The organism is Mycolicibacterium flavescens (genome assembly GCF_001722335.1).
GTDB lineage: Bacteria > Actinomycetota > Actinomycetes > Mycobacteriales > Mycobacteriaceae > Mycobacterium > Mycobacterium flavescens.
Genome location: NZ_MIHA01000004.1, coordinates 27,667 through 39,949, shown reverse-complemented (window position 1 = coordinate 39,949; position 12,283 = coordinate 27,667). Strand labels below are relative to the sequence as shown.

General features: G+C 70.1%; 10 protein-coding genes. 2 read left to right on the top strand and 8 right to left on the bottom strand.

What is annotated here, in order from left to right:
• Positions 1–2: 2 nt before the first annotated feature.
• The 6 genes from BHQ18_RS06460 to sucB are packed head-to-tail and all read right to left on the bottom strand — an operon-like array spanning position 3 to position 6,993.
• Positions 3–1,823 (bottom strand): amidohydrolase, encoded by a 1,821-nt coding sequence (locus BHQ18_RS06460; protein WP_084293919.1) that lies wholly within the window; start codon positions 1,821–1,823, stop codon positions 3–5.
• Positions 1,824–1,877: 54 nt separating this feature from the next.
• The gene (locus tag BHQ18_RS06455; protein ID WP_069412777.1) at positions 1,878–2,630 is read right to left on the bottom strand and encodes a DUF4191 domain-containing protein; all 753 of its coding nucleotides are present in this window, start codon (positions 2,628–2,630) and stop codon (positions 1,878–1,880) included.
• Positions 2,631–2,634: 4 nt separating this feature from the next.
• On the bottom strand, positions 2,635–3,609 hold the full coding sequence (gene lipA, locus BHQ18_RS06450) for a lipoyl synthase (protein ID WP_276045825.1): 975 nt from the start codon (positions 3,607–3,609) through the stop codon (positions 2,635–2,637).
• On the bottom strand, positions 3,564–4,241 hold the full coding sequence (gene lipB, locus BHQ18_RS06445; RefSeq protein ID WP_084293936.1) for a lipoyl(octanoyl) transferase LipB: 678 nt from the start codon (positions 4,239–4,241) through the stop codon (positions 3,564–3,566). Before lipB ends, lipA begins: the two co-directional genes overlap by 46 nt.
• A gap of 13 nt (positions 4,242–4,254) precedes the next feature.
• Positions 4,255–5,154: a TIGR01777 family oxidoreductase gene (locus tag BHQ18_RS06440; RefSeq protein ID WP_069412774.1), complete on the bottom strand. Its 900-nt coding sequence runs from the start codon at positions 5,152–5,154 to the stop codon at positions 4,255–4,257.
• Between the two features lie 27 nt (positions 5,155–5,181).
• Entirely contained in the window at positions 5,182–6,993 is a 1,812-nt protein-coding gene (gene sucB, locus BHQ18_RS06435) for a 2-oxoglutarate dehydrogenase, E2 component, dihydrolipoamide succinyltransferase (protein ID WP_069412773.1), read from the bottom strand.
• A gap of 164 nt (positions 6,994–7,157) precedes the next feature.
• Between sucB and BHQ18_RS06430 the strand changes: the two genes are divergently transcribed.
• Complete coding sequence (locus BHQ18_RS06430; protein ID WP_069412772.1) at positions 7,158–7,514, top strand: oxidoreductase; 357 nt, start codon at positions 7,158–7,160, stop codon at positions 7,512–7,514.
• Between the two features lie 47 nt (positions 7,515–7,561).
• On the top strand, positions 7,562–9,331 hold the full coding sequence (locus BHQ18_RS06425; protein ID WP_069412771.1) for an SDR family oxidoreductase: 1,770 nt from the start codon (positions 7,562–7,564) through the stop codon (positions 9,329–9,331).
• 314 nt (positions 9,332–9,645) lie between these two features.
• Here the strand turns inward: BHQ18_RS06425 and BHQ18_RS06420 are convergent, their stop codons facing one another.
• Positions 9,646–11,172 (bottom strand): leucyl aminopeptidase, encoded by a 1,527-nt coding sequence (locus tag BHQ18_RS06420; RefSeq protein WP_069412770.1) that lies wholly within the window; start codon positions 11,170–11,172, stop codon positions 9,646–9,648.
• 17 nt (positions 11,173–11,189) lie between these two features.
• Entirely contained in the window at positions 11,190–12,242 is a 1,053-nt protein-coding gene (locus BHQ18_RS06415; RefSeq protein ID WP_069412769.1) for an adenylate/guanylate cyclase domain-containing protein, read from the bottom strand.
• Positions 12,243–12,283 lie beyond the last annotated feature (41 nt).

The following is a 12,283-nucleotide window of genomic DNA, read 5'->3' as shown; positions in this document are numbered from 1 at the left end:
CGTCAGGCCTCGTGGCGGATCCGGCCGTCCATCATCGTCAGCGCGACCGTCGTCCGGTGGATCTCGCGAGGGTCGACCTCGAAGATGTTCCTGTCGAGCACGATCATGTCGGCCAGCTTGCCCGCCTCCAATGATCCGACCGTGTCGTCCATCCGCAGCTGATACGCCGCGCCGAGCGTGTTCGCATGCACGGCCTCGGCGACCGACAACCGCTGATCCGCCGGAGCCAGTACCGCGGCGTCCGTCTGGCCGATCAGCTGGCGGGTGACCCCGATCTGGATCGAGTCCAGCGGCCGGTAGGTCGAGAAGTACCCCGCCGCCGGCCAGTCCGTGCCCAACGAAATCCGCCCACCCGAACGCAGCACCTCCTGCGGGCGATACATCAGGTCCTGGCGCGGGCGGCCGTAGCGCGCGGCCATGTTCTCCAGGGTGTCGGGATCCGGCGACATCCAGTTCGCCGAGAACTGCGCGACGACACCGAGTTCACCGAACCGCCGGCTGTCCAGGTCCTCGACGTAGACCAGATGCGCGATCGCGTGCCTGCGGTCGCGTGGGGGATTGGCCGCCACCGCCCGCTCGATCGCGTCCAGCGCGACGCGCGCCGTCCGCTCTCCGCACGCGTGCACGTGCACGTCGAACCCGGCCGCGTCGACCTGCCCGATCAGCTGCTGCCACTGCGGTTCGGTGAACGGCGACCCACCCGTCGACTCCGGCTTGTCCGCAAAGGGCTCGATCAGCCAGGCGGTGTAGCCGCCCTGGGTGCCATCGCCGACGATCTTGACGACGTCCGGGCGCACCAGATCGGTCGAGAACCGGTCGCGGATGTCGGTCAACTTCGCCACCGCGTCGTCGAACGGCGGGCCCTTCACGCTGTAGGACGCCACCACCCGGAACGGCAACTGCCCGCGGCCGGCCACCTCGGTGTACAGGCCGATCAACGCGCCCTGGTCGGCACCGACCGGCGGGACGCCGGCGTCGAACACCGACGTGATCCCGGCCGCCGACGCCTTCGGCAGCCAGCCTTCGAGCAGGCGCCCCATGGCCTGCGCGGAGATCGGCTCGATGGCGTCGACGAGGCTCAGCGCCGCGTTGACCTCGAGCACGTAACCGGTCGGGTCGCCGTTGCGGTCCCGCGCGTAGTAACTGAAACCCGGGATCGGGTCCTCGGTGTCGCGGTCGACGCCGGCCATCTCCAGGGCCGCGCTGTTGGCCCACAGGCTGTGCCCGTCGATCGCGAAGAAGAACCCCGGCCGGTCGGGCAACACCCGGTCGAGCTCGCCGCGAGTGGGTCCGTCGGGCCCGAACATGTCCACCCGCCAACCGAATCCGCGCACCGGCCCGTCGGGGTTGTCCTTCGCGTACCGCGCGATCGCGGCCAGCGCGTCCTGTCCGGTCGGCACCTGCAGATCCACACCCGACGTCAGGAAGGCGCCGAGAAACGGGTGGATGTGCGCTTCGACGAAGCCGGGCATCAGCAGCCGCCCGGCCAGGTCGACGACCCGGGTGTCCGGGCCGGCCAGCGCCATCGCCCCGGCCTCGTCGCCGACGTGGCTGATCCTGTTGCCCGAGACGGCCACCGCCTGCGCCCACATCCCGGGAGCCGCGACGGTGTAGACCGGACCGTTGCGAAACACGAAGTCGGCGTACCGGTTTCCCTCGCCACGGTCGGGCTGCGGGGCGGCCGGGGTCAGCGAACAGGCGCTTGCCGCGGTCGCCGCCAGGACGACGGCCGCCGCGCGCAACGCCGTTCGCCTGGTCGGTCCGACGCCGCGGGTCCGCCCGAAAGACGCGAAGTGGGGGGCCCATTCGCACGCGGTACACATTCGGGGGAGTATCGCGGATAAATTGACGCAGCCGCAAGGCGGCGCGCCAGGGGGTCAGCGTCGCCGTACGGTGCGCTGCACCCCGCGCATCTTGGCCTGCGCCGGCAGCGGCCCCTTGGGCATGGCCGCCGGCCCCACCTTCGAGCCCAGTGCCGCCAGCCGCGACTCCAGCGCGTCCAACTGCTTGACCGTGATGTTGGCAGGCAACTTGTTCAGATGCCGTTCCAGCTTGGCCAGCGGAACCTCGCCCTCACCGTTGCCGATGATGACGTCGTAGATCGGGGTGTCGCCGACCAGTCGGGCCGTGCGCTTCTTCTCCTGCGCCAGCAGCGGCCGCACCCGCGTCGGCGAACCCTCGCCGACGAAGATCACGCCGGGCCTGCCGATCACCCGGTGCACCGCGTCGAAGTGACCGGTCGCCGCGACACCCGGGGTCACCCGCCACTTGCCGCGCAGGTTGTCCAGCGCCCAGGCCGCCGCGCCGGTCTGGCCCTCGGCCTTGCGGTACACCGACTTCTGCGCGCGTCGACCGAAGATGATGAACGCGACCAGCGCGCCGAGCACGATGCCCAGCGGGATCATCGTGAACGTCGCGATCCCACCCGCGTAGAGCCCCAACGCCACCGACGCCGCGACGACCAGCACGAACGCGCCGATCATGTACGGCAGCAGCCGCTTGTCCTCTTTGCGCTGGATCTGGAATGCCTGCCACAACTGGCTGCGGCGCTGCTTGGAGGCCGCTTTGCGGGCCGCCTTCGCCTCAGCCTTGGCGGCCTTGACGGCCTCGGGGTTGCGGGTCTTCGCCATGGGTTCAGGATACGGATCGCCGTGAGGCGACTGCCTGGGCGTACAGCCTTCCCGCCCGGTACGACGAGCGCACCAGCGGACCCGCGAGCACGCCGGCGAATCCGACCTCCTGCGCGTACGCCTCGTGCTCGACGAACTCCTCGGGCTTGACCCAGCGCTCGACCGGGTGGTGGCGCACCGACGGCCGCAGGTACTGGGTGATCGTCACCAGGTCGCAGCCGGCCTCGTGCAGATCGACCAGCGCGCTGCGGACCTCCTCGGGGGTCTCGCCCATGCCGAGGATCAGGTTCGACTTGGTCACCAGACCGAACTCGCGCGCGGCGGTCAGCACCGCCAGACTGCGCTCGTAGCGGAAGCCGGGCCGGATCCGCTTGAAAATCCGCGGCACGGTCTCGACGTTGTGCGCCAACACTTCCGGGCGCGACTCGAAAACCTCCCGCAGCAGCTCGGGCTCGGCGTTGAAGTCGGGGATCAGCAACTCGACGCCGGTGTTGGGGTTGAGCTCCTTGATCGCGCGCACGGTCTCGGCGTACAGCCAGGCGCCGCCGTCGGGCAGGTCGTCGCGGGCCACCCCGGTAACCGTCGAATAGCGCAGACCCATCGCGGCCACGCTCTCGGCGACCCGGCGCGGTTCATCGCGGTCCAACTCGGCGGGCTTACCGGTGTCGATCTGGCAGAAGTCGCAGCGACGGGTGCACTGCTCGCCGCCGATCAGGAAGGTGGCCTCGCGGTCCTCCCAGCACTCGAAGATGTTCGGGCAGCCGGCCTCCTCGCAGACCGTGTGCAGACCTTCGCGCTTGACCAGCGCCTTGAGGTCCTTGTACTCCGGCCCCATCTTGGCTCGGGTCTTGATCCACGGCGGCTTGCGTTCGATCGGGGTCTCGGCGTTGCGCACCTCGAGACGCAGGAGCTTGCGGCCTTCCGGAACGACTGTCACTGGGTCAACGCTACTACCAGATGGCCGTCGAGCGCATCGCATACGGCCTCCGCAACCTGGGCGCTCACCTCGGTGACCGGCACCCGGCGGCCGAGTTCCGCCGTCAGCGAAGTGACCCCGGCGTCGGCGATACCGCACGGCACGATCGCCGAGAACGCCGACAGGTCGCAGTCGCAGTTCAGTGCGAACCCGTGCAGGGTCACCGCGCGTGACACCCGGATGCCGATCGCGCCGATCTTGCGGGCCGGCCCGCGCGCGTCGGCCGGCACCCAGACTCCCGAGCGGCCCGGCACGCGGACCGTCTGCAGGCCGACGTCGGCGCACACCTTGATCAGCGCTTCCTCGATCCGGCGAACGAAATTCACCACATCGAGCGGTTCGGCCAGGCCGACGATCGGATAGCCGACCAGCTGGCCGGGGCCGTGCCAGGTGATCTTGCCGCCGCGGTCGGTGTCGACGACGGGGACAGCGGACTCGGGTCCGGGCCGCTCCTCGTCGAGAGTGCGTTTGCCCGCGGTGTATACCGGCGGATGCTCGAGCAGCAGCAGCGTGTCGGAACCGTCGGCCACCCGCTGGTCGGCGAGCTCGCGCTGCATCCGCCACGCCTCCCGGTAGTCGACCGTGCCCAGCGAGCGCACGTCCACGGGCCCGGTGGCCGAGCGGATCGAAATCACCACGCTGACCAGGCTACTCCGGCGTCGAGGTGGCGAACGCCAGCGCTTCCCCGATCGTGTTGTGGTGGAACGCGAACCCGGCGCGTTCCAGCGCGGCGGGGATCGCCCGCTGACCGTCGAGCAGCCCTTCGTCGGCGAACTCGCCGAGCGCTGCCCGCAGCGCGAAGCCCGGAACCATCAGCGCGGTGGGCCTGTTGAGCGCTCGGCCCAGCGCGGTGGTGAACTCCGCGTTGGTGACGGGCGCGGGCCCGGTCAGGTTGACCGGCCCGGACAACTCGTCGTGGGCGATCGCGAACAGCACGGCGCGCACTTCGTCTTCGATGCTGATCCACGGCATGTACTGACGCCCGTTGCCCAGCCGCGCGCCCAGCCCCAGCGAGAACAGCGACCGCAGCCGCGGCAGAACCCCGCCACCCGGGGCCAGCACCAAACCGGACCGCAGCAGCACCACCCGGGCGCCGTCGCGCTGCGCGGACATCGCGGCGGCCTCCCAGTCGACGCACAGGTCGGCCAGGAAACCGTCGCCCGCCGGGGCGGTCTCGTCGGTGATCCGGCTGCCGGTGTCGCCGTAGTAGCCGACCGCGCTGGCGTTGATCAGCGTCGGCACGCCGGCCTCGGTGACCGCCGCGGTCAGCACCTCGGTGGGCCCTATCCGGCTGTCGCGCAGGCTCTGTTTGAACGCGCCGGACCACCGTTTGTCCCCGACGCCGACGCCGCACAGGTTGACGACGGCGTCCACCCCGGCCAACGCGGCCGCGTCGAACTCACCGGTGTCGGGGTTCCAGAACACCTCGTCGGCGTTGGACGGCGCGCGCCGCACGATGCGGATCACCCGGTGGTCGGTGGCGCGCAGCGCGTACACCAACGCCGTGCCGATCAGGCCGGACGAACCGGCTATCGCGATGACGGACACGACAGGCGCAAGCCTTTCTGCGGACCGCTACAGGCCGAGGTCCGCTTCGAACGCGCCTTCCTCGAGGCGACGCTTGATGGTCGTCAGGAAACGTCCGGCGTCCGCGCCGTCGATCAGCCGGTGGTCGTAGGTCAGCGGCAGGTAGCACACCGAACGCACACCGATCGACTCGTTGCCGAACTCGTCGGAGATCACCCGCGGCCGTTTGACGATCGCGCCGGTGCCCAGCATCGCCGCCTGCGGCGGCACCAGGATCGGCGTGTCGAACAACGCGCCCTGGCTGCCGATGTTGGTGATGGTGAACGTGCCGCCGGACAGCTCGTCGGGCTTGAGGTCACCCGAGCGGGCGCGGGCGGCGATGTCGGCGATCGCCCGGGCCAGCCCGGCCAGCGACAGGTCGCCGGCGTTCTTGACCACCGGGGACAGCAGGCCCTGCTCGGTGTCGACCGCGAAGCCGAGATGTTCGGCGTCGTAGTAGGTGATCTCCTTGGTGTCCTCGTTGTAGCTGGCGTTGACGTTCGGATGCGCCTTGAGCGCGTCGACCACGGCGACGGCGATGAACGGCAGATACGTCAGGTTGACGCCTTCGCGTTCGGCGAAGCTGGCCTTCGCCCTGGCCCGCAGCGCCACGATCTTGGTCATGTCGACCTCGTGGGTCTGCGTCAGTTGCGCGGTGGCCTGCAACGATTCCCGGGTCTTCTTGGCGGTCAGCTGCCGGATCCGGGTGGCCTTCTGCGTGGTGCCGCGCAGGTGCGCCAGCGCGGACGACGACGCGTCGGCGGGCGCGGTCGCAGCGGCGGGGGACCTGCCCGGCGCCTCGGCGGCCTGTCCGGTCGACGACTTCTTGCTCGCTTCGGCCGCGGCCAGCACGTCCTGCTTGCGGATCCGCCCGCCGACCCCGGTGCCCTTGACGCTCGCGAGGTCAACGTCGTTCTCGGCGGCCAACTTTCGCACCAGCGGTGTGACGTACGGACCGGAGTCGCCGGCCGGCTGTGGCGCGGGCTCCCGCTTCGGTTCCGGTTTGGGCTCGGGCTCGGGCTTGGGCTGCGGCTTGGCTTCCTGCTTCGGCTCGGGCTCCGGCTCCGGCTCGGGTTCCGGCTCGGGTTCCTGCTCCGGTTCCGGTTCCGGTTCCGGCTCGGGTTCCGGTTCGGGCTCTGGTTCGGGTTCGGGTTCGGGTTCTGCGCCGGCCTCACCGATCCGGGCCAGCTCGCCGCCGACCTCCACCGTGTCGTCTTCCTCGGCGGTGATCGACACCAGCGTGCCCGCCACCGGTGACGGGATCTCGGTGTCGACCTTGTCGGTGGACACCTCCAGCAGCGGCTCGTCGACCTCCACCGAGTCGCCGACCTTCTTCAGCCACCGCGTCACCGTGCCCTCGGTGACCGACTCGCCGAGTTCGGGCATCAGCACCGGGGTGCTCTTGCCCGACGACTTGGCGGCCGGCTTGGACTCGGGCTCGGGTTCCGCCTCGGTCTCCTCGGCAGCCGGCTCAGACTGCGCAGCCGGCTCTTCGGCGGGCTTCTCCTCTTCGGCGGGCTGCTCGTCGCCGCTTGCGTCGTCGCTTGCGTCGTCGTCGCTGGAGCTGTCACCGCCGTCGTCGTCCGCATCGCCGATCACAGCCAGCTCGCCGCCCACCTCAACGGTGTCGTCCTCCTGCGCGACGATCTTCTTCAGCACACCGGAAGCGGGAGCGGGGATCTCGGTGTCGACCTTGTCGGTCGAGACCTCCAGCAGCGGCTCGTCCTGTTCAACCGTGTCGCCCTCTTGCTTGAGCCATCGGGTGACAGTTCCCTCGGTGACGCTCTCGCCGAGTGCCGGCATCTGGACGGAGATGGCCATGTGATTGACTCCCTCGCTCCCTTGAACGGTTGGTCAGTGGTGCTGGGTGGATCGACTGCATGTCCATCCTGTCACGTCCTGGCGCGTGGCTCGCTGCAGACCGTCCGACCGGTGGCTCTGGCACTATCGGAAAAAAGGGGTGAGCGAAGGGAGCGCGGGCATCAGTGGGAGTGCTCGACAAGTTCCGCCGCAAAAAGCGCGGCGGCCGCCGACCCGGTAACGACCCGGCCGCCGATCTCGAATACCTGCGCCACTGGGTCGCCACCCACACCGGCGTCGAGGCGTTCGTCGAACCGAAGACCACCGTCACCGACGTCACCGTCGTGCTGGTGGCCGCCGACGGGGAATGGACGCGCCGCCGGGCCGGTGGCGACGCCGGCGCGCGCCGGTTGTCCGACCGGCTCAAGATCCCCGTCTACGACGTACAGAAGGTCGGCTACCCGCAGCGGATGCGCGACTACGACGAGCGCCGCCGCATCGAGCGCCGCCGAGCGCAGCGCCGCGAACTCGACGACCGCTGAGGCCCTGATACGGTACCGGCGGTACCGCCTAGTCGCCTGGAGGTGTGATGGGGGAGATCGCCGAGCGGTTCGTCGACAGCGTCGACGACGTCCGGATCGCGGTGTACGAACAGGGCAACCCCGACGGCCCGCCGCTGGTGCTCGTGCACGGCTGGCCGGATTCGCACGTGCTCTGGGACGGTGTGGTCGCGCTGCTCGAAGACCACTTCCGGATCATCCGCTACGACAGCCGTGGTGCGGGCAGATCGGCTGTGCCTCAACCAGTTTCGGCCTACCGGCTGGACCGCCTGGCTGACGACTTCGCGGAGGTCGTCGCCGCGACCAGTCCCGGGGTGCCGGTGCATGTGCTGGCGCACGACTGGGGTTCGGCGACGGTGTGGGAGTACCTCGCGCGCGCAGGCGCCGACGAGCGCGTCGCCTCGTTCACCTCGGTTTCCGGCCCGAGCGCCGACCATCTGCACCGCTACGTCATCGGCGCGTTGGTGCGGCCCTACCGCCCGCGCCGGTTCGCCCGCGCGGTCGGCCAACTTGCCCGGCTCAGCTATATGGCTCTGTTCTCGGTGCCCGTGCTCGGCCCCGCGGTCGTGCGCCGCCAGTTTCGCCGGGGCACGTTGACGCGGCTGTTGACGGTGCGCGACGGCATCCCCGAGCAGCGCGTGCACCACTCGCCGAACCTGACCGCCGACGCGGTCAACGGCCTCAAGGTGTACCGGGCGAACTATCTGCGCTTGCTGTTCTCCACGCACCGCGACCACTACGTCGACGTGCCGGTGCAGACGATCGTCAACCTCGACGACCCGTTCGTTCGGCCCTACCCGTACGAGGACACCCGAAAGTGGGTGTCGCGGCTGTGGCGTCGCGACGTGAGCGCCGGCCACTGGTCACCGATGTCGCATGCGGAGTCGATCGCCCGCGCGGTGCGCCAACTCGCCGACCACCTCGACGGCGCCCCGCCAGCGCGCGAACTGCGGCGGGCGCAGGTCGGCCGCAAACGCGAATACTTCGGGGACACACTGGTTTCGGTGACGGGGGCCGGCAGCGGCATCGGACGCGCGACTGCGTTGGCGTTCGCCCGGGAGGGCGCCGAAATCGTGGTCAGCGACATCGACGAGGGCACCGTCAAGGAGACGGCCGCGCAGATCGCCGCGGGCGGAGGCGTCGCACACGCCTATGTCGTCGATGTGTCGGACGCCGAGGACGTGGAGCAGTTCGCCGAGCGCGTGTGCGCCGAGCACGGGGTGCCCGACGTGGTGGTCAACAACGCGGGTGTCGGGCACGCCGGCATGTTCCTCGACACTCCGCGTGCGGAATACGACCGGGTGCTGTCGATCAACTTCGGCGGCGTGGTGAACTGCTGCCGGTCGTTCGGCCGGCGGATGGTCGAGCGCGGTACGGGCGGGCACGTCGTCAACGTCTCGTCGATGGCGGCGTACGCACCGCAACAGTCGATGAACGCCTACGCGACCAGCAAGGCCGCGGTGTTCATGTTCGGCGACTGTCTGCGCGCCGAACTCGACCAAGCCGGTATCGGTCTGACGACCGTGTGCCCGGGCGTGATCGACACCAACATCGTGCGTACCACCCGCTTCGATGCGCCGGCCGCGCTGCAGGGCAAGGTCGAGGCGCGTCGCGCGCAGCTCGTAAAAGCCTTCGGCACAAGGCGTTACGGCCCGGACAAGGTGGCCAAGGCGATCGTCTCGTCGGTCAAGAGGAACAAGCCCGTCCGCCCGGTAGCTCCAGAGGCCCACCTCGTCTACGCCGTCGCGCACGCGCTGCCGCAGGTGATGCGTAGCACCGCGAGGGGACGGGTGCTCTAGCCGTCGGACTTTCGGTCGGTCGGCCTGTCGGTCTGTCGGTCGGTCGGCGAGCGTCGGGTTTTTGGTGCGATTTGGCCCGAAACTCGCGAAATTCTCGACGCTCGGCGGGGTGCGGCGACGCTCGACGCGGCAGGGTGCGGCGGGGCGGGGGTGCGGCGCGACGGGGGTGGTCAGTCTGTCGGCGAGCGTCGGGTTTTTGGTGCGATTTCGCCTAAAACTCGCAAAAATCTCGACGCTCGACGCGACGGGGGTGGTCGGTCGGTCGGCGAGCGTCGGGTTGCGGCGGGGCAGGGGTGCGGCGTGACAGCGTGCGTCTACCCGTTGGCGGCGATGTCCTCGAGCACCGCGAACATCGTGCGGGTCGGCACGCCGGTGCCACCCTTGCCGGTGTAACCCCACGGGCCGCTGGTGTTGTAGGCCGGCCCGGCGATGTCGATGTGCGCCCACTGCACACCTTCGGGCACGAACTCGCGAAGATACGTGCCCGCCACCAACATTCCGGCGAACCGCGAACCGCTGACATTGGCCAGATCGGCGACCGTCGACTTCAGATCGTCCTTCAGTTCCTCCGGAAGCGGCATCGCCCAGGCGTTCTCGCCGACTGCCTGGGAGAGGTCGGCGACCCGGTCGCGGAACTCGTCGCTGCCCATCACCCCGGGCGTGCGCGCACCCAGCGCGACGGTCTGCGCGCCGGTCAGCGTCGACGTCTCGATCAGGTAGTCCGGATCGTCCTCGCCGGCGCGCACGATCGCGTCGGCCAGGATCAGCCGGCCCTCGGCGTCGGTGTTGAGCACCTCGACAGTGATGCCGCCGTACTGCGTCAGCACGTCACCGGGGCGCTGCGCTGTCGACGACGGCATGTTCTCGGCCATCGGCACCGTCGCGATCACGTCGATCGGCAGCTTCTGCTTGGCGGCCAGCACGACGGTCGCGATCACGGCTGCGGCGCCGCCCATGTCCGAAGTCATGTGGTGCATGTTGGCGGCCGGCTTGATCGAGATGCCGCCGGTGTCGAACGTGATGCCCTTGCCGACCAGCGCCACCCGCTTGCCTTTGCGTTTGGCGCCCTTGTGGGTCAGCCGCACCAGCCGCGGCGGGCGCGACGAACCCTTCCCGACGCCGATGATGCCGCCGTAGCCGCCCTTCTCCAACGCCTTCTCGTCGAGGATCTCTACCGTCAGGCCGACCGCCTCACCCAAAGCCTTTGCGCGCGAGGCGAATTCGGCGGGAAACAGGTGGCTGGGCGGGGTGTTGACCAGGTCGCGTGCGGTGGCGACCGCGGCACCGATGTCGGCCGCGCGCTGGGCCGCCTGCTTGGCGGACTTGGCGTCGGTGCTCAGCGCGACGATCTCGCGCAGCCCGGAATCCTTGGGCGCGGTCTTGTCGCTGCGGAACGCGGTGAACCGGTAGGAACCCAGGATCAGCCCCTCGACCGCCGCCGACACGTCGAGCTCCGACAGCGTGGTCAGCACTTTCTCGGTGCCGTTCAGCGCGCGCGCGGCAGCGCCGGCCGCCCGCCGGACCAGGTCCGCGGGGTATTCGTCGCGCGGCTTGCCCAGACCCACCGCCAGCACGCTGGCGACCGGCAGCGCAGGAACCACGACGCGCGTCACCTGCTCGGCGCCGCCCTTGGCGCCCAGCGCCTGCAGGGCGCTCTCGATCTGACCGACCGCCTCCGCGGGGAGCGACGGGCCGGCCAGCACCTTCGCGGTCGCCTGTTCGGCGCCGTCGTCGCCCGAGGAGACGACGGGCACGATCAACACCGCGGCGCCCGCGCGTTTGGGCAGCGACGAACTGACGGTGACGGCGGGGGCCTGGTATCCGGCGTATGCAGCGCTCACGGAACCCAACCCTAGCTTCAGTCGTCGACGGACAGGTCGTAGGCCGGGACCGGGGTCTCGAACCCCTTGAGTGTCAACGGGACCAACTCGACGGCGGGCCGGTCTGGCAGGGCGTCGCGCACGTCGGCTCCGGCGAGGATCTGACCGGGTTCGGCGGCGCTGACCAGCCGGGCGGCCAGGTTGACCGGGGTTCCGAAGTAGTCGCCGCCGATCGCGAGCACCGACCCGTAACCCAACCCGGCCCTCACCCGCAGACCGGCGTCGCGGGCCCGGGCGTAACCCACCAGCGCAACAGCGATCTGCACGAGCTGTTTGGGGGAGGCGGTCACCCACATCACCTCATCGCCGATGAACTTCACCACCCGTCCACCCCGCGAATGCACCACGTCGCTGACCTCGCCGCCGAACCGGGTCAGCAGATCCGAGAGTTCGGTGGGGGACAGCCGCTGGGTCATCGCGGTGAACCCCGACAGGTCGGCGAAACCGACGCCGCAGGTCACGCTGGCCGACGTGTCGTGGATGACCTCCTCGAAGTACACCCTGGCGCTGGTGATGTGGTGACGCCACACCGCGTCCATCAACGCCGCGAGGCCCGGCACCAGCTCGGCGATGGCGCGGTAGGCCTTCGCCGTGGCCAGTTCGTCGTTGGTGTGGGTCATCAGCACGTCGGGCTCGGCGATCCGGGTCATCGTCGAGCTCGCCTCCGCCAGCCGCGACATCGTCGCACCGACGATGCGCAGGAAGTTCAGCGCGGCGTCGGCGCCGGCCAGGGCGCTGATCGCCTGCCAGGACCGCAGCGCGTCGAGGTCGGCGTCGCTCAGCGTGGGCAGCTCCGGGTCGGCGACCGTCAGGCCCAGCGCCTGCCAGATGTGGACGAACTCGTCGAGCGACATGCCGAGCCGGTCGGCGGCCTGACGGGCAGTGACCGTCGGCGGGCCTGACCGCAGCAGCGCGTCCCCGGCCAGGCCGAACAGCCGGCCGCGGCGTTCGGCGTCGGCCATCTCCTCGGCGGTGAACCCCAGCGAAGCGAGATACTCGATCAGCGCCGCCCTGCGCTGCGCGTCGACCACCCGGCCAAGTGTGCCAAGCGCCGACGCGGATTAGGGTGGAT